18 protein-coding genes are annotated in these 16,094 nt (G+C 63.3%); 13 read left to right on the forward strand and 5 right to left on the reverse strand.

Annotated features, from left to right (window positions below; all coding sequences use genetic code 11):
• The first annotated feature begins 189 nt into the window (after positions 1–189).
• The 4 genes from BXU06_RS00670 to arsB all read left to right on the forward strand — a co-directional run bounded on the left by BXU06_RS00670 (position 190) and on the right by arsB (position 2,892).
• Positions 190–543, forward strand: coding sequence for a helix-turn-helix transcriptional regulator (locus BXU06_RS00670; RefSeq protein WP_077296036.1), 354 nt, complete (start codon positions 190–192; stop codon positions 541–543).
• A 21-nt stretch (positions 544–564) separates the two neighbouring features.
• Positions 565–1,047, forward strand: coding sequence for an arsenate reductase ArsC (locus tag BXU06_RS00675; protein WP_077296037.1), 483 nt, complete (start codon positions 565–567; stop codon positions 1,045–1,047).
• Between the two features lie 135 nt (positions 1,048–1,182).
• On the forward strand, positions 1,183–1,692 hold the full coding sequence (locus tag BXU06_RS00680; RefSeq protein ID WP_077296038.1) for an arsenate reductase ArsC: 510 nt from the start codon (positions 1,183–1,185) through the stop codon (positions 1,690–1,692).
• A gap of 132 nt (positions 1,693–1,824) precedes the next feature.
• Positions 1,825–2,892 carry an ACR3 family arsenite efflux transporter gene (arsB, locus tag BXU06_RS00685; RefSeq protein ID WP_077302529.1) on the forward strand — a complete coding sequence of 356 codons (1,068 nt, stop codon included), beginning with the start codon at positions 1,825–1,827 and terminating at the stop codon, positions 2,890–2,892.
• Here the strand turns inward: arsB and BXU06_RS00690 are convergent.
• Positions 2,882–3,076 carry a hypothetical protein gene (locus tag BXU06_RS00690; protein ID WP_150125053.1) on the reverse strand — a complete coding sequence of 65 codons (195 nt, stop codon included), beginning with the start codon at positions 3,074–3,076 and terminating at the stop codon, positions 2,882–2,884. The two genes, arsB and BXU06_RS00690, sit on opposite strands and share 11 nt — an antisense overlap.
• A 218-nt stretch (positions 3,077–3,294) precedes the next feature.
• On the opposite strand from BXU06_RS00690, the gene BXU06_RS00695 reads away from it, so the two are divergent.
• Positions 3,295–3,765: a hypothetical protein gene (locus BXU06_RS00695; protein ID WP_077296040.1), complete on the forward strand. Its 471-nt coding sequence runs from the start codon at positions 3,295–3,297 to the stop codon at positions 3,763–3,765.
• 282 nt (positions 3,766–4,047) lie between these two features.
• On the opposite strand, the gene BXU06_RS00700 is transcribed toward BXU06_RS00695, so the two are convergent.
• Together BXU06_RS00700 and BXU06_RS00705 are read right to left on the reverse strand one after the other, a co-directional pair.
• Positions 4,048–4,944 carry a pyridoxamine 5'-phosphate oxidase family protein gene (locus tag BXU06_RS00700; RefSeq protein WP_150125054.1) on the reverse strand — a complete coding sequence of 299 codons (897 nt, stop codon included), beginning with the start codon at positions 4,942–4,944 and terminating at the stop codon, positions 4,048–4,050.
• Between the two features lie 3 nt (positions 4,945–4,947).
• Positions 4,948–5,580, reverse strand: a complete 633-nt coding sequence (locus BXU06_RS00705) for a glutathione S-transferase family protein (protein ID WP_077296041.1) — start codon at positions 5,578–5,580, stop codon at positions 4,948–4,950.
• A gap of 110 nt (positions 5,581–5,690) precedes the next feature.
• On the opposite strand from BXU06_RS00705, the gene BXU06_RS00710 reads away from it, so the two are divergent.
• Together BXU06_RS00710 and BXU06_RS00715 are read left to right on the forward strand one after the other, a co-directional pair.
• Positions 5,691–6,599, forward strand: coding sequence for a LysR family transcriptional regulator (locus BXU06_RS00710; protein WP_077296042.1), 909 nt, complete (start codon positions 5,691–5,693; stop codon positions 6,597–6,599).
• A gap of 245 nt (positions 6,600–6,844) precedes the next feature.
• Positions 6,845–7,723 (forward strand): DUF4157 domain-containing protein, encoded by an 879-nt coding sequence (locus BXU06_RS00715; protein WP_077296043.1) that lies wholly within the window; start codon positions 6,845–6,847, stop codon positions 7,721–7,723.
• A gap of 72 nt (positions 7,724–7,795) precedes the next feature.
• Here BXU06_RS00715 and BXU06_RS00720 read toward each other — a convergent pair whose 3' ends face one another.
• On the reverse strand, positions 7,796–8,785 hold the full coding sequence (locus BXU06_RS00720) for an IS5 family transposase (protein WP_077296044.1): 990 nt from the start codon (positions 8,783–8,785) through the stop codon (positions 7,796–7,798).
• A 152-nt stretch (positions 8,786–8,937) separates the two neighbouring features.
• On the opposite strand from BXU06_RS00720, the gene BXU06_RS00725 reads away from it, so the two are divergent.
• From BXU06_RS00725 to ruvB, 5 genes are all read left to right on the forward strand, one after another.
• Positions 8,938–9,564, forward strand: a complete 627-nt coding sequence (locus BXU06_RS00725; RefSeq protein WP_171982070.1) for a DNA/RNA non-specific endonuclease — start codon at positions 8,938–8,940, stop codon at positions 9,562–9,564.
• Positions 9,565–9,673: 109 nt separating this feature from the next.
• On the forward strand, positions 9,674–10,639 hold the full coding sequence (locus BXU06_RS00730; protein ID WP_077296046.1) for a prenyltransferase: 966 nt from the start codon (positions 9,674–9,676) through the stop codon (positions 10,637–10,639).
• 4 nt (positions 10,640–10,643) lie between these two features.
• Positions 10,644–11,234 carry a Holliday junction branch migration protein RuvA gene (gene ruvA, locus BXU06_RS00735; RefSeq protein WP_077296047.1) on the forward strand — a complete coding sequence of 197 codons (591 nt, stop codon included), beginning with the start codon at positions 10,644–10,646 and terminating at the stop codon, positions 11,232–11,234.
• A complete protein-coding gene (locus BXU06_RS00740; protein WP_077296048.1) occupies positions 11,231–11,896 on the forward strand; it encodes a phosphatase PAP2 family protein in 666 nt (221 codons plus the stop codon). Before ruvA ends, BXU06_RS00740 begins: the two co-directional genes overlap by 4 nt.
• A 48-nt stretch (positions 11,897–11,944) precedes the next feature.
• Positions 11,945–12,991 (forward strand): Holliday junction branch migration DNA helicase RuvB, encoded by a 1,047-nt coding sequence (gene ruvB / locus BXU06_RS00745; protein ID WP_077296049.1) that lies wholly within the window; start codon positions 11,945–11,947, stop codon positions 12,989–12,991.
• Positions 12,992–13,049: 58 nt separating this feature from the next.
• Here the strand turns inward: ruvB and BXU06_RS00750 are convergent, their stop codons facing one another.
• A complete protein-coding gene (locus BXU06_RS00750) occupies positions 13,050–13,736 on the reverse strand; it encodes an enoyl-CoA hydratase/isomerase family protein (protein ID WP_077296050.1) in 687 nt (228 codons plus the stop codon).
• A 150-nt stretch (positions 13,737–13,886) separates the two neighbouring features.
• On the opposite strand from BXU06_RS00750, the gene BXU06_RS00755 reads away from it, so the two are divergent.
• Positions 13,887–16,046, forward strand: coding sequence for a UvrD-helicase domain-containing protein (locus BXU06_RS00755; RefSeq protein ID WP_077296051.1), 2,160 nt, complete (start codon positions 13,887–13,889; stop codon positions 16,044–16,046).
• Positions 16,047–16,094: the final 48 nt, after the last annotated feature.

Genomic DNA, 16,094 nt, shown 5'->3' on the forward strand with positions numbered 1-16,094 from the left:
CAAATCTCCTGGGTGACGTCGTGCAATGCGAAAGCTGGCGGGGCATTCACCATAACGCCAGAACCAGGGTGAGGTGAAGGGGCGGGCGGGCATTGGGAGGGGATGGCTGGCGCTATTCTCCGGGCAGACATGAAATTGTCACATTGGCTGTGGTATGCTTCATTTCAATACCTACTGGATTATTGGATTATGGATACCCACACTGCCGCCCAGTTGTTTGATGTCCTGTCGTCGCCGGTGCGCCTGGAAATTTACCGCCAGTTGGTCAAGGCTGGCCGCGATGGCCGGGTGGCGGGCGAGCTATCCAGCGCGCTGGACATTGCGCCAAGCAATTTGTCATTTCATCTCAAGGCGCTGTCGCACGCCGACATGGTCAGCGCCCGCGCCGAAGGCCGCTTTTTGCGCTACCGGGCCAATCTGGGCCAGATGCTCAATCTGGTGGATTTTCTCAGTGAGTCATGCTGCGAAGGGCATGCCGATTATTGCACCACCCTGCGCGCCCAGTCGCGCTGCCAGCCGATGCTGCAGCTGGTGGAATCCTGATGCTTTACTGGAGTGTTTTGCATGAATGTGCTGTTTTTGTGTACCGGCAATGCCTGCCGGTCGATTCTGGCGGAAGCCACCTTCAACCATCTGGCCCCGGCAGGCTGGCAAGCGATGAGCGCCGGCAGTCGGCCCACCGGGCAGGTGCATCCGCGCTCGCTGGCGCTGCTGGCCAGTGAAGGCATTGCCACCGAGGGCTGCCACAGCAAGTCGTGGGAGGCGCTGCCGGCCATGCCGGATATCGTGATCACCGTGTGCGGCAATGCGGCTGGGGAAACCTGCCCCGCCTATCTGGGCCCGGTGCTGCGCGCGCACTGGGGGGTGGACGACCCGGCGCATGTCTGCGGCAGCGAAGCCGAGATCAACGCGGCGTTTCAGCACGCCTACCAGGTGTTGCGCGCCCGCATCGAAGCGCTGCTGGCATTGCCGCTGGCCACGCTCAGCCAGGATCGCACCAGCCTGAAGGCCGAGCTGGAGCGGATTGGGCGGTGTGTACCGGGCTGATGTCATCGGCTGGCAATGCCGCGCTTTCATGCTGGAGGCCGGTCGGGGGGCATGACCTTCCCCGTCCGGTTTCCCCCGTCGGTGCTGCAAGCCGGCATCCGGGGGGTGGCGCAGTGTCCATTCAGGAGCATTTTCATGGCAGACAAGGTATTCAATGTGTTGTTTCTGTGCACCGGCAACTCGGCGCGCAGCATTATGGCCGAAGCGGTGATGAACCAGCTGGGCCAGGGGCGCTTTCACGCTTACAGCGCCGGCAGCCACCCGCGCGGCGAGGTGCACCCGCTCACCCTGCGCGCGCTGCACGAGCAGGGCTATCCGGTAGACGGGTTGAGCAGCAAGGGCTGGGAGGTGTTCAGCGCCGCCGATGCGCCGGCGATGGACTTTGTGTTTACCGTATGTGACCAGGCCAACGGCGAAGTCTGCCCGGTATGGCCCGGCCAGCCGATGACGGCGCACTGGGGCTTTGACGACCCGGCCCGCGCCGATAACCGCGACCCGGCGGTGCAGTACAAGGCGTTTACCTTTGTGCTGCAGCAGATTGTCACCCGTTTGCGGCTGTTTCTGAGCTTGCCGCTGGACAAGGTGGACCGGCTGTCGCTGCAGCATCAGCTGCATCAGATCGGTGGCGCGCAGGCTGGCGCATAAGCGGCGCGGGATAGCCCGGTGTGAGTTGTCCTGGGTTTGCGCGGCAGGGGCGTGTTGGGCCTGCGCCGTGCAAGCCCGCTTTCCCGATCCATTTTGTTGAATGTGTGTGGTTTTTTGACCCCGGAGCCCATGATGTCCCAGGCCTGCCCTCCCGCGCCAATGCGCGTGTTTGAACGTTATCTCACCCTATGGGTGGCGCTGTGCATTGTGGCCGGCATTGCACTGGGCCAGCTGTTGCCAGGGGTGTTTCAGGCGATTGGCCGGCTGGAAGTGGCGCAGGTCAACCTGCCGGTGGGCGCGCTGATCTGGGTGATGATTATTCCCATGCTGGTGAAGGTGGATTTCACCGCGCTGGGTCAGGTGCGCCAGCATGTGCGCGGCATTGGCGTCACCTTGCTGGTGAACTGGCTGGTCAAGCCGTTTTCCATGGCGCTGCTGGGCTGGCTGTTTGTGCGCACCCTGTTTGCCCCGTGGCTGCCTGCCGATCAGCTGGACAGCTATATTGCCGGGCTGATTCTGCTGGCCGCCGCGCCGTGTACCGCCATGGTGTTTGTCTGGAGCCGGCTGACTCAGGGCGACCCGCTGTTTACCCTGTCGCAGGTGGCGCTGAACGACAGCATCATGGTGCTGGCATTTGCCCCGCTGGTGGCGCTGCTGCTCGGGGTGTCGGCCATCAGCGTGCCGTGGGACACCCTGCTGACTTCGGTGGTGTTGTATATCGTGATTCCGGTGGCGCTGGCCCAGCTGTGGCGCAAGGCGCTGCTGCGTCGTGGCCAGGCGGCGTTTGATGCCGCCATGGCGCAGATTGGCCCGTGGTCGATGGCGGCGCTGCTGCTGACCCTGGTGCTGTTATTTGCTTTTCAGGGCCAGGCCATCTTGCGCCAGCCGCTGGTGATTGCCCTGCTGGCCGTGCCGATTTTGCTGCAGGTGCTGTTCAATTCGGCACTGGCCTACTGGCTGAACCGGGTGGTTGGCGAAAAACACGCCATTGCCTGCCCGTCGGCGCTGATTGGCGCATCCAATTTCTTTGAGCTGGCCGTCGCCGCCGCCATCAGCCTGTTTGGCTTCGAGTCTGGCGCGGCGCTGGCCACGGTGGTGGGGGTGCTGATTGAAGTGCCGGTGATGCTGCTGGTGGTCAGGGTGGTGAACGCCAGCAAGGGCTGGTACGAGCGCGGCAGTGCAGTGAAGGCTAATGCGTGAGCTGGCGCGCCGCCAGGGTGACCCGCTCGCGGTCCAGCGGCACCTGAGCGGCGGGCCGGGCAAAATCTGCCGCCGCCAGCAAGGAAAGCGCCGGGCTTAGGCCATCTTCTGCCGGTATCCGCGCGGTGGCCGCCATCGCGGCCAGGGCAAGCCCAGCCAGCAGCAGGGGGTAGGATTTGTGCATGATCATGCTCCAGTGCCAGACAGCAGTAGATAAGCATGAACAATACCCGCTGCCCACCCCCTGGCCGATTACAGCAAATTACAGCATCCGCCGATGCGCCATCTGTTTGAGCGCACAGGGTTTTCCTTGATGCGCATCATGGCCGCCCCTGTGCGCTGGGGCTACGGTCAGGGGGCGTTGCCAAGCCTGGCACGCACAATCTGGACAGAAAGCCCACCATGGAATGGAACCATTACGCCATTGCCCGCGCCGTGCATGTACTCGGTGTGGTGCTGTGGATTGGCGGCGTGGCGATGGTCACCACCGTCTTGCTGCCCGCCATTGCCCGGCGTATTCCGCTGGCCGAGCAGTACGCCATGTTTGAAGCCATTGAACAGCGCTTTGCCTGGCAAGCCAGATGGACCACCCAGCTGGTGGGAGTCAGCGGCCTGCTGATGCTGTGGCTGACCGACGGCTGGGCCCGGCTGGCGCATACCGGCTGGCTGCACGCCATGCTGTTCACTTACGCCGTGTTTACCCTGATGCTGTTTGTGCTGGAGCCGTTTGTCGTGCATCGCTGGCTGGCCGCACAGGCCAAGGCCAACCCGGCGGCCACTCTGCGTCGCCTGCAGCGCATGCACTGGCTGCTGCTCACCCTCAGCCTGCTGACCGTGCTGTTTGGCGTGGTGGGCGCGCATGGCGGCTGGTGAGCCGGTTGCCTAGTAGCCAGTCACTATGATCTGAATCGACTGACAGGCGATTAGAGCGCTTTCGGCATGAGTGTCACCTCAGGTGTCGTTCCCGCGAAGGCGGGAACCCAGACCGCGCCACAGCGTGCGCGGTGGGCATGGCGCAGGTAGCGCTGATGAGCGCTCACCCCGCTGTACGCTGTGGACACGCCTGGATTCCCGCCTGCGCGGGAATGACGCGGTGGGGCGCGGCGAGTGGTTCGTCGTGGAACGTGAGCCATCGTGTTTCAACGTGACTGGCTACTAGCCCACTTCCCGCACGCCCAGCGCCCCCTTGGCGTAACGCACTTCGCGCACCTGCAGGCGCAGCAGCCGCGCGGCACCCGGATGCGCCGCCAGCAGCGGCCCGTGTTCAATCAGCGCGCTGTCTGCCGCCAGCCACAGCATGTCTCCATTGATAAAATCCAGCCAGAGCAGGCCCGCCCGTGGGTTGAGCTGCACATTGCCCAGCGTGTTGAAGTAGCCATTGCCGGCGTAGTCGGGCAGCAGCAGCGTCTGTTCATCCACACACTGCACAAACCCCGCCGTACCGCCGCGATGGGAAACATCCACCCCATGCGCCGGCTGGCCGTCGTTGTCTGGGTGGGCGCTGGCGATAAAGCAGGTATCGGCCTGGGCAATCAGCTGGCGGGCGCGGGCATTGAGTGTGGCGCTGCGCTGCACCGGCGGCGCGGGCTGGGCGTGGGGCTGATAGTCCAGCTGGCGCGGCTGGATGTATTTGGGGCAATTGCCAAAACTCTGGTTGATGGCCACCTGCCAGCCGTCGGCCTGTTGCTGGGTCACCCGGCCATTGGCGCGGTTGCGCCGGCGGGTGTGCGCCTGCAGGCCAAGCAGCCCGACTCTGGCCCCGGCAGACAGCGCGTCGGCCAGCGGGTCGCCAGTGGGCAGGCGGGCGTGAATCATCAGCGTGTGTGCGTCAGGCGACTGGACAAAGCCAGGCGGCCCGCTCAGTACGCTGGCCCACGGCTGGCCGCTGGCGTCCACACCGCCCACCAGCAGCCACGGCAGCTGCTGAAAAAACTGCCGGTGGGCGTCGGGCATGGCCGGGCGGATGATCCGGCTGCCCACCTCGGCCAGCCGTTCGCGCTGGCCGGTGCGTGCCTGCAGCGCCTGTTCGCCGGCATGGAACGCCTCGTCCATGGCTCAGGCCGCCAGGCCGATGGCGGTTTTCGGCATCGGCACAAACCCCGGCAGCGCTTCAATCCGCGCCAGCCAGGCGCGCAGGTGCGGATAATCGGCCAGCGACACATTGCCTTCTGGTGCGTGAGCGGTGTAGCTGTAGTGGGCAATGTCGGCAATGCTGGGCTGATTGCCCAGCAAAAAGTCGCGCTGGCTGAGTTCGGCGTCCATCACGGTAAACAGCGCATGCGCACGGGCAATCACCTCGGTTGGGTTAAAGCTGGCACCAAACACCGTCACCAGCCGCGCTGCGCACGGGCCATACGCCAGTTGCCCGGCGGCCACCGACAGCCAGCGTTGCAGCTGCGCGGCTTCGGCTGGCTCGCGTGGCAGCCAGTGCGCCGCGCCGTAGCGCGACGCCAGGTAGTGCAAGATGGCGTTGGAGTCGGCCACAGTCACTTCGCCATCCTGAATCACCGGCACCTGGCCAAAGCAGTTCAGCGCCAGATAGGCCGGGGTTTTATGCTCTCCGCCAGCCAGGTCCACATCAATCGGCTTGACCGGCAAGCCAAGCAGCGACAGGAACAGCTCGGCGCGGTGGCTGTGGCCAGAACGGCTAAAACGGTACAGGGTAATGGGCTGGGCGGGGTGGTTCATCAGGGCGCTCCTGGGTGGGGGAAGGGATGTCTGGCAGTGTGGTGTAGTCCGATTTACGGATAAATGGGGTAAAGTGGATTTCACTACTGCAAAAACTGGAGCAATCTCCTGTGGACAAACTCAAGGCGATGACCATCTTTGTGCAGATTGCCGACGCCGGCAGCCTCAGCGCTGCCGCCCGCCAGCATGGCCAGTCATTGCCCGCCGTGGTGCGCAGCCTGGCTGCGCTGGAAGGCGAACTGGGCGTGCGCCTGTTCAATCGCACCACCCGGCGCATCAGCCTGACCGACGAAGGCCACCAGTACCTACAAAGCTGTCGCGGCGTGCTGGCCGCGCTGCACGATGCCGAAGCCGCACTGAAGGACGAAGCCGCCGAGCCCGCCGGCCAGCTGGTGATCACCGCGCCGGTGCTGTTTGGCCAGCATTACGTCGCCCCGGCGGTGACCACACTGCTGCAGCGCCACCCGCAGCTGCGCTGCCGGTTGTGGCTGCTCGACCGGGTGGTGAATCTGCTGGAAGAAGGCATGGATATTGGCGTGCGTATTGGCCCGCTGGACGATTCCAGCCTGATTGCCCGCCCGGTGGGCCAGGTGCAGCGCATGGTGGTGGCCAGCCCGGCGTATCTGCGTCGGGTGGGTATTCCCGACCATCCGCGTCAGCTGCAGCACGCCCAGTGCCTGGGGTTTTTGTCTACCGGCCCGCTGTGGTGGCGGTTTGCCGAGGCAGGCCGCAGTTTCAGTGTGCCGGTCAGCGGCGCGCTGGAATTCAACCACATCGCCCCGGCCATTGACGCCTGCATTGCCGGCATGGGCTTTGCCACCTTCCTGTCGTACCAGGTAGCCGATGCGCTGGCGGCGGGTCAGCTCACGCCGGTTTTGCGTGCGTTTGAACTGCCGCCGCGCCCGGTGAATCTGGTGTATCCACACGCCCGGCTGCTGCCGGCGCGGGTGCGCCGTGCGCTGGACTGGCTGGAGGCTGACTTGCGCGCACGGCTGGCGGCGTTGGCACCGCTGGGCTAAGCGCCGCTCACAACGCCCTCATGGCGTGGTTGCGCGGCCTTGTCGTGTCTGCGGTCGCACGCCTGGCCAGGAGCGCTGCGCTGAGTGTTGTGACCCACTCTCCGTCGCGCATGGGGGGGACTGATATCGCTTGTCATGGGATTCTATGCTGTAATGCTGGAAGAATTTGTCTGGGCATCGCTGCTTGCCGGCATGGGCCTGCGTTCAGCTTGCCCGTTGCCATCCCGCGCTGAATCAGGAATTGTATGGCCACCCACACCGACCGCCCATCCCGCCGCGACCTCCGCCTTCCGGCCTCCAGCCGAGCGCCTACTCGCCAGCTTGCCGTTGCACCGCCCGCGCCGTGGGTCGATCAGCGCCCGGAAACCGCGCAACTGGCCCGCCTGTCCTCACTGTCTACCGCCTCGCCTCAGCTTGGCCAGTTACGCGCCCAGCAGGCGCAGGCAGATGCGCGGGTTCCGTCCCAGCCTTTGCATCAGCTTGCTGCAAGGTTTGATCCCCAAGCGAAAGACTCACAAGATAGGGCAACAGAGAGCCAGAGCCACGGGCTGGGCCAACACACGGTTTTACCGAATCAGACCGGTTTGCCAAGCCAGCTCAAAGCCAGTGTTGAATCATTGTCTGGCATCTCTCTGGATACTGTGAAAGTACATTATAACTCCAGCAAACCGGCTCAATTGAATGCGCTTGCTTATACACAGGGTACTGACATTCATATTGGGCCAGGACAGGAAAAACACCTGCCACATGAGGCTTGGCATGTTGTGCAGCAAGCGCAGCATCGCGTCAAACCCACTGAGTCCAGGTTTGCCATCAATGATGATCCTGGGTTGGAAAAAGAAGCCGATGCAATGGGGCACCGAGCTGTGCAGCTATTTGGGCGCAGTGCGGTCAATGACAAAGTAAAGCCACTATCTCGTGTGGCCCATGTTTCTGCCCCCAGACAATTATTTTCGCTACCTCCCGGAGCACCGCCTGTCGCGGGTCAGCGAAACCATACGCTGGTGGGCGGTGTGCCAACGGAAAGCCATGTCACCACTAGGGACGCGCTGAAAAAATCAGCATTTCACCGAAGAAGACCGAAGCGGGCCGCATCGATTCGGCATGAGCGCTTTGGCGAGTAAAAAATGCCTGCTCACCGTCATTTTCGGTCAGTCTTCACCCTGTTGGGCGGCAAATTTCCTCATTTCCCCCTTTCAGGACGCACCTTGGGTGTTCAGCGCAAACAGTCGCCGCCTGGCCGTCAACAGATTCGCCAACCCAAAAAGGGTGTGCAGCCGCGCCGTGTTCTTCGCCAGCCCACGGTAGGACACCTTCTTCATGCCAAAGAGGTTCTTGATGATCTTGAACGGATGTTCAACCTTGGCCCGGATCCTGGCCTTGGCCTGTTCGATCCGCTCCTGCAGTCGTCCGACCGGCGTATCCGGCAACGCCTTGCGCTTGCCCGCACGCATGGCAATTTCCCATTCAACCCGCCTGCCCCGGTTCTCTTCCCGCTTCTCAACCCCTTGGTAGCCTGCATCGCCAAAGGCAAGCCGCTCTTCGCCATGCAGCAAGGCATGCGCCTGGGTAACATCGCTGATGTTGGCTGACGTGGTGACCAGGGTATGCACGATGCCCGTTTCAGCATCCACCCCAATGTGTGCCTTCATGCCGAAGTACCACTGGTTGCCCTTTTTGGTCTGATGCATTTCAGGATCACGCTCACCGCTTCGATTTTTGGTCGAGGACGGCGCAGCAATGATGGTGGCGTCAACAACCGTGCCTTCCTTGAGGATCAGGCCCTTCGCGGCCAGTAGGGCGTTGATGGTCTCGAAGATGCGCTCGGTCAGCTGGTGCGTTTCCAGCAGGCGGCGGAACTTGAGCAGGGTGGTGGCGTCTGGTGCAGACTCCCGCGACAGGTCTATGCCAACAAATCCCCGGATGGCCTGGCTGTCATAGATGGCGTCTTCGATGCCTTCGTCTGAGAGTCCGAAGCATTGTTGGGCGATGTACATTCGCAGCATCCGCGCTACGCCAATCGGCGGTCGGCCCCGGCCTGTTCCTTTCGGGTAGAACGGCTCAATCTGCGCGACCAAGGCGGCCCATGGCGTGACTTTGTTGATTTCGTCAAGAAACCGGTCGCGCCGCGTGACCTTCTTCTTTGTCGCGTATTCCAGTTCGGAAAAGCTGGCTTGCGTCTTCATGTGACCACCCACGTTCAATGTGCTGATGTTCGCAGATCAGGAGGCTTAGATCCAGCTGTTGGGGAATAAATCAGCGCGTCCCTAGGCATGGCGCTGCAAATGATTTGGTTGGCACGGTTCCAGGTGTTGCCATTCTAGGGTGGCAGCATATCTTGACCGTTGGCGCTTCCGGGGCCTGGGTGCGGTTTCATTTGGTCAATGAAAAGATTGGCGGGCTAGGCAATCAGGCGAATTTGGTTCCGACCAGCCAGGCGACAAACCATTGCGCGGTCTGGAAAAGCTTCGAAACCCGAATTAAAGCCTTGGCTCAGGCACAAACAGGGATTCATGTGACGGTGGATGTGACATATCCAGCCCAAAATCATGGCATTGGGTTGGCCGCAGTCAGTCATTATTACCCCACCAATATCGCCGCCCGCGTGTATTATTGGAACCCCCATACGGGTAATTATGTGTTGGACGCAAACCAGCCAAACTTTGCACCATTTCCGCTTTTGCCCCCTGCTGTGGCCGGGGTGACAAATCTAAGCGTACAAAGCTGGCTGTGGGTGAAGAACACACTGATGGCTGGACAGATGACCAAAAGTCAGGCCGAAACCTTCCTTGACGCTTTGCAAGATGGGAGAGCGGATAACTACCGACAGCAATCTGGTGAACCAACCGATGAAATGAGGTTGCTGGATGCATTGGATAATGTGGCCGATGTCGAGTGTGACGCAGGTGTGCTGCCTCACTCTAGTCGAGAGCAGGTTCTGAATGGCGCTTATCAGCTTCCCTGACAAACGCTGAAAAAAATGTCGTTTGCTCAGCGCCTCCGGCATCACTGGCACTCCCGGTATACTGCAGCCTGCTTTTTTGCTGTCTCACCCTGTTTGCCGGAGCCTGCCGATGACTGCCCCTGCTGTGCCCGCCCTGCCTGCCGAACCGCACCCTGGCCAGTTTGCCCATCAGGGCGCGCGCTGGCTGGCGGCCACTCGGCCTGCCTTTCTCACCGTATCGCTGGCCGGCAGCCTGCTGGGGCTGGCCGCCTGTCTGCCGGCAGTGAGCTGGGCGCTGGTGGGCTGGGCCTTGCTGGCGGTGCTGCTGCTGCAGGCCGGGGTGAATGTGTTCAATGACTACTACGACCATCTCAGCGGCAACGACGCAGCCAATACCGAGCGGCTGTTTCCATTTACCGGCGGCAGCCGCTTTATCCAGAATGGGGTGATGTCGGCGGGGCAGATGCTGGCCCTGGCGCTGGCGCTGTTTGCCGGGGTGACGGTGATTGGCGTCGGGCTGGTGTGGCTGCGTGGGCCGGCCTTGCTGGCGCTGGGGCTGGCCGGGGTGGTGCTGGGCTGGGCGTATTCGGCACCGCCGTGCAAGCTCAATAGCCGGGGGCTGGGCGAGCTGACCGTGGCGCTGACGTTCTATGGCGTGCCGCTGGGCATGGCGCTGGTGGCGGGTGGGCAGGTCAGCCCGGCGCTGGCCTGGGCCAGCGTCAGCCAGGCGCTGCTGATTACCGCGCTGCTTTACGTCAACCAGTTTCCTGATCGGCGCGCCGATGCGCTGGCCGGCAAGCGCCACTGGGTGGTGCGCTTGCCGCTGGCCGGGGCGGTGGCTGGCCATGCGCTGCTGCTGGCGGCGGCCTATGGCTGGCTGGTGCTCGGCCTGGGTCTGGGCCGGCTGCCGATGGCCGCCGCGCTGGGCTTGCTCACCCTGCCGCTGTCCTTGCGCGCCGCGCTGCAGCTTGGCCGGCATGCTGACACCCCGAGCCGGCTGCGTCCTGCGATAATAGCCACTTTGCTGGCGGCCAACCTGCACCCCGTGTGCCTGGCCGTCGGGCTGGCCCATGCGGCCTACTTCACCGGAAACTGACGCCATGATTGGACGCCTGAGCGGCCATCTGCTGGAAAAGCTCCCCCCGCATCTGCTGCTGGATGTACACGGGGTGGGCTATGAAGTGGATGTGCCGATGAGCACGTTTTACCAGCTGCCCGCCACGGGCGAGCCGCTGACCCTGTTCATTCACCAGGTGGTGCGTGAAGACGCGCTGCTGCTGTATGGCTTTGCCAGCCGCGACGAGCGGGAAACCTTCCGCCAGCTGCTTAAGGTCACCGGCATTGGTGCCAAGATTGCCCTGGCCATCTTGTCTGGCCTATCAGCAGACGAGCTGGCGCTGGCGGTGGCCAGCGAAGATGTGGGCCGCTTGTCCAAGGTGCCGGGCATTGGCAAGAAAACTGCCGAACGGCTGATTCTGGAGTTGCGCGGCAAGCTGGGCCTGCACGGCAGTGGTGTGCCCGGTGCGCTGCCGATGCAGGCCGGCAATGACCACAGCGCCGATATCACCAATGCGCTGCTGGCGCTGGGCTACAACGACAAGGAAGCCGCTGCCGCCACCAAGCATCTGCCGCCGGGTACTTCGGTGGAAGATGGCATCCGCCAGGCGCTGAAAGCGTTGGTCAAGGCATGAGGCGCGGGCTGTTTTATCCGCATCGCCGCCGCTGGGCGCTGTCGCCGCTGGCCGGGCTGGGGCTGCTTGGGTTTGCCGCGCTGGCGCTGGGTTTTGGCCATCCGCCGGTCAGCGTGCTGGACGCCGAGCTGGGCCAGACGCTGTTTGGCTGGCGCGACGGCTGGCTGGCGCAAGGCTTTGGCCAGTTTGCCCAGGTGTCCAACTGGCTGGGCCATGCGCCGATACAAACGCTGTGGGTGCTGTTGCTGGCTGGCCTGATGGCCACGCTGGGCCGCGACCGTCCCGCTGCTGGCGTGCTGGTGGCCAGCATGCTTGGCCAGTGGGGGGTAAACCAGCTGGTCAAAACCCTGATTGACCGCCCGCGTCCGCAGCTCGACCCGCTGCTGCACACCGTGGGTGCGTCGTTTCCCAGCGGCCACGCCATGAGCGCCACCGTGCTGTACGGTTTTATTGCCCTGTGGCTGCTGCCGCGCTTGCGTCCGGCGCAACAGCCGTGGCTGCTGGCGCTGGCCATGCTGTGGATTGCCGCCCACGCGCTGGCCCGGCCTTATCTGGGCGCGCACTATGTCAGCGATGTGCTGGCGGGCGTGGCGCTGGGCCTGGTGTGTCTGAGCCCGGCGCGGCGCTGGCTGCAGGGCCAGACCCGCATGGCCTATCTGTAATGTCTGTCAACGCCGGGCCGGCTCTGGCCCCGGCGGAAAGCGTGCCTGATGATCGAACCCGACAAACTGTCTGCCAGCCCGGCCGCGCCCCGGCTGGTGGCGGCGCAAACCCAGTCCAGCCAGGAAGACGCGCTGGAGCGTGCGCTACGCCCGCGCCTGCTGGATGAATACGTTGGCCAGCGCAAGGCGCGCGGCCAGCTGGAAATTTTTATCGAAGCCGCCAAAAAGCGCGGCGAAGCGCTCGACCATGTGTTGCTGTTTGGCCCGCCCGGCCTGGGCAAAACCACGCTGGCGCATATCATCGCCCGGGAAATGGGGGTAAACCTGCGCCAGACCTCCGGGCCGGTGCTGGAGCGCGCCGGCGACCTGGCCGCGCTGCTGACCAATCTCGAGCCGCACGATGTGCTGTTCATCGACGAAATCCACCGCTTGAGCCCGGTGGTGGAAGAAATTCTTTACCCGGCGCTGGAAGACTACCAGCTGGACATCATGATTGGCGAAGGCCCGGCGGCGCGCTCGGTGAAGCTGGACTTGCCGCCATTCACCCTGGTGGGCGCCACCACCCGCGCCGGCATGCTGACCAACCCGCTGCGCGACCGCTTTGGCATCACCGCCCGGCTGGAGTTTTACACGCCGGAAGAACTGGCCCGGATTGTCACCCGTTCTGCCGGCCTGTTGCAGGTGGAAATGGCCGCAGATGGCGCGGACGAAATTGCCCGCCGCGCCCGTGGCACGCCACGGATTGCCAACCGTTTGCTGCGCCGGGTGCGCGACTTTGCCGAGGTGCGCAGCGATGGCCGGGTGAGCCGCGACATTGCCGACGCCGCGCTGTCGATGCTGGATGTCGACCACGCTGGCCTGGATGTGATGGACCGCAAACTGCTGTCGGCGATTATCGAAAAATTTGCTGGCGGCCCGGTCGGGCTGGATAACGTGGCGGCGGCGATTGGCGAAGCATCTGACACCATTGAGGATGTGCTGGAGCCGTATCTGATCCAGCAAGGCCTGCTGCAGCGCACCCCGCGCGGGCGCATGGCCACCGTGCTGGCGTATCAGCATTTTGGCCTGACCGCGCCGGATCGTTTGCTGGGGTGAGTGAGGGGACGGGGAGGTGCGCGTGCTGGGCTGAGAACGCGCCAGCTCCCCGCATGACTTACCCCCTGGCCTGCGGGGCAAACTTGGCCCAGCGCGGGCGCAGCAGGCGTTTCAGCCGGGTGTAGGCCACCCGGTCCTTGCTGGCCAGTTGCGCCGCCAGCGCCAGGGTTTCCGGCAGCAGCGCGTCTACCGGCAAGGCCCGGTCAACAATCTGGCGCGCAGCGGCTTCGTCGCCGCCCAGCGCGCGGCCAGTCATCACCATTTCCCAGCGCGCCTGCTCATTGGGCAAGGTATTCACGCATTCCACCATCACCGGCGACAGCCCCAGTTTCAGGTCGATTTCCGGAAAGCAGATGCGGCCCCGATCGGCGCGCATGGTGCGAAAATCGCATACGCTGGCCATCAGCGCACCGCCGCCGTAGGCATTGCCGCTGATGCACGCCACGGTGGGTAGGTTCAGCCAGGCGATCCGCGCCAGAAAGCCATCCAGACGCGGCACAAAATGCTCAAACAGATACGGCATGCCCTTGCTGCGGATGTAGTCCAGATTGATGCCATTGCTCCAGGCTTTTTCGTGATTGGACGCCAGCACCAGCGCGCGGTTGGCCGCCGGGTCGGCTTCGATGGTGTCCAGGTGCTGCGCCAGTTCGTCGAGCACGGCGTCGTCGAGCATATTGCCGTTTTCGCCGTCAATCATTGTCAGCAGGTAGACAGTGTCCTGCAGGTCCAGGGTGAAATACGCCATGATTCAGTCTCCATTCTCCATGAGGGTGGGCCGCTGTGTGGCCGCGTGGCCCACATCATGCCTCAAACGTTTGTTTGAATTCAACAGGCAAGCCTCTGTTCTTCCGCCGGAATCAGGTAGAATCCCGGCTTTGATTGATGTGGGTAGGGCATGTTTTCCGATCATCTGGCCGGCTTGAATCCGGAACAGCTGCGCGCGGTCACTCTGGCGCAGGGGTCTGCGCTGGTGCTGGCCGGGGCTGGCAGCGGCAAAACCCGGGTGCTGACCACGCGGATTGCCTGGCTGATTGCCGGGCAGCGCGCCATGGCGGCCAATATCCTGGCGGTGACCTTCACCAACAAGGCGGCCCGGGAAATGCACACCCGTTTGTCGGTCATGCTGCCGATCAATCCGCGCGGCATGTGGATTGGCACCTTTCACGGCTTGTCCAACCGCTTTTTGCGCACCCACTGGCGCGATGCCGGCCTGCCGCAAACCTTTGCCATCCTCGACATGCAGGACCAACTGGCGGCAATCAAGCGGCTGATGAAGTCCCTGCAGGTGTCGGACGAGAAATTTCCGCCGCGCCAGGTGCAGGCGTTCATCAACAGCCATAAAGACCAGGGCCTGCGCGCCGAGGCGCTGAAGCCCCACGATGCCTTCAACGCCAAGCTGACTGAACTTTACGCCGCCTACGACGCCCAATGCCGGCGCGAAGGCGTGGTGGATTTTGCCGAGCTGCTGTTGCGCAGCTACGAGCTGCTCAGCAACAACGAAGCCCTGCGTGAGCATTATCGGGCACGGTTTTCGCATATTCTGGTGGACGAGTTCCAGGACACCAACAAGCTGCAATATGCCTGGCTTACCCCGTTTGCCGGCCCGCACGCCAGTGTGTTTGCCGTGGGGGACGACGACCAGTCGATTTATGCCTTCCGGGGCGCCGAAGTGGGCAATATGCGCCGGCTGATGGCCGATTTTCAGGTGGCCGAGCCGATCAAGCTGGAGCAGAACTACCGCTCCTGCGGCAATATTCTGGACGCCGCCAATGCGCTGATCCAGCATAACGATGGCCGGCTGGGCAAAAACCTGTGGACGGACGCGGGTGCCGGCGAGCCGGTTCGCCTGTATCGCGGCTGGACCGACGGCAACGAAGCCGAATTTATTGTGGACGAAGTGCGCGCGTTGCGCCGCGACGGCCATGCACTGGCCAATATGGCGGTGTTGTATCGTTCCAACGCCCAGTCGCGGGTGCTGGAGCATGCGCTGTTTCAGGCTGGCTTGCCGTATCGGGTGTATGGCGGCCTGCGTTTTTTCGAGCGCCAGGAAATCAAGCATGCGCTGGCGTATTTGCGGCTGGTGGCCAGCCCGGAAGACGACAATGCCTTGTTGCGGGTGATCAATGTGCCGGCGCGTGGTATTGGCGCACGCACGGTGGAAAACCTGCAAACCGCCTCGCGTGAGCGCGGCGTCAGCCTGTGGCAGGCCGCGTGCGGCCAGGGCGGTGGGCGCAGCGCCGCCAGCCTGGGCAAGTTTGTGCTATTGATTGAACAGCTGCGTCAGGATGCGCTGCGTTTGTCATTTGCCCAACTGGTCAGCCACCTGATAGATTTCAGCGGGCTGCGTGCGATGTATCAGAGCGACAAGGACGGCGGCGAAGAGCGGCTGGAGAACCTGGACGAACTGATTTCCGCCGCAGTGAGCTTTGCCCCGGAAGATCCGGCGCAGATTATTGCCGAGTTTCTGGCGCATGCGTCGCTGGAAGCCGGCGAGCATCAGGCCGGTGCCGGCGAGGATGCGTTTCAGCTGATGACCGTTCACGCCGCCAAGGGGCTGGAGTTTGACTGTGTGTTTGTGTCTGGTCTGGAAGAGGGGCTGTTTCCACATGAAAATGCCCTGAACGACCGCCACGGCATCGAAGAAGAACGCCGGTTGATGTATGTGGCAATTACCCGCGCCCGTCAGCGCTTGTATTTGACGCAAGCGCAACAACGTATGCTGCACGGTCAGACCCGTTATCCGCTGCCGTCACGTTTCATGGATGAAATTCCGCCAGCGCTGACGAAAAATCTCTCCGAAAGCATGACGGCTGGCTTATCATCGCGCCACGCGCCCGCGACGACGCGCGCGCCGGCCGCGCGCAGCAGCGGCCCGGCCCGGCAGGAACTGCCCGGCGGCTGGCGCATTGGCCAGTCGGTTGCTCACCCGAAATTTGGCGTCGGTGTTATCCTGAACGCCGAAGCCCTGGGCGAAGAACTGCGGCTGTATGTAAATTTTGCCGAGCATGGCGCCAAATGGCTGGACATGCGTTTTGCCAAACTGACCCCTGCCTGAGCCGCGCCCTGGCGACGGATTGAACCTTACGCATTACGGAACTGAGCC

Origin of the sequence: Aquaspirillum sp. LM1 (assembly GCF_002002905.1) — a bacterium.
In the GTDB taxonomy this organism is placed as follows: domain Bacteria; phylum Pseudomonadota; class Gammaproteobacteria; order Burkholderiales; family Aquaspirillaceae; genus Rivihabitans.

Coding starts and splice junctions, on each gene's coding strand:
- BXU06_RS00670 (WP_077296036.1), top strand. CDS start 190: ATGGATACCCACACTGCCGCCCAGTTGTTTGATGTCCTGTCGTCGCCG.
- BXU06_RS00675 (WP_077296037.1), top strand. CDS start 565: ATGAATGTGCTGTTTTTGTGTACCGGCAATGCCTGCCGGTCGATTCTG.
- BXU06_RS00680 (WP_077296038.1), top strand. CDS start 1,183: ATGGCAGACAAGGTATTCAATGTGTTGTTTCTGTGCACCGGCAACTCG.
- arsB (WP_077302529.1), top strand. CDS start 1,825: ATGTCCCAGGCCTGCCCTCCCGCGCCAATGCGCGTGTTTGAACGTTAT.
- BXU06_RS00690 (WP_150125053.1), bottom strand. CDS start 3,076: ATGCACAAATCCTACCCCCTGCTGCTGGCTGGGCTTGCCCTGGCCGCG.
- BXU06_RS00695 (WP_077296040.1), top strand. CDS start 3,295: ATGGAATGGAACCATTACGCCATTGCCCGCGCCGTGCATGTACTCGGT.
- BXU06_RS00700 (WP_150125054.1), bottom strand. CDS start 4,944: ATGGACGAGGCGTTCCATGCCGGCGAACAGGCGCTGCAGGCACGCACC.
- BXU06_RS00705 (WP_077296041.1), bottom strand. CDS start 5,580: ATGAACCACCCCGCCCAGCCCATTACCCTGTACCGTTTTAGCCGTTCT.
- BXU06_RS00715 (WP_077296043.1), top strand. CDS start 6,845: ATGGCCACCCACACCGACCGCCCATCCCGCCGCGACCTCCGCCTTCCG.
- BXU06_RS00720 (WP_077296044.1), bottom strand. CDS start 8,785: ATGAAGACGCAAGCCAGCTTTTCCGAACTGGAATACGCGACAAAGAAG.
- BXU06_RS00730 (WP_077296046.1), top strand. CDS start 9,674: ATGACTGCCCCTGCTGTGCCCGCCCTGCCTGCCGAACCGCACCCTGGC.
- ruvA (WP_077296047.1), top strand. CDS start 10,644: ATGATTGGACGCCTGAGCGGCCATCTGCTGGAAAAGCTCCCCCCGCAT.
- BXU06_RS00740 (WP_077296048.1), top strand. CDS start 11,231: ATGAGGCGCGGGCTGTTTTATCCGCATCGCCGCCGCTGGGCGCTGTCG.
- ruvB (WP_077296049.1), top strand. CDS start 11,945: ATGATCGAACCCGACAAACTGTCTGCCAGCCCGGCCGCGCCCCGGCTG.
- BXU06_RS00750 (WP_077296050.1), bottom strand. CDS start 13,736: ATGGCGTATTTCACCCTGGACCTGCAGGACACTGTCTACCTGCTGACA.
- BXU06_RS00755 (WP_077296051.1), top strand. CDS start 13,887: ATGTTTTCCGATCATCTGGCCGGCTTGAATCCGGAACAGCTGCGCGCG.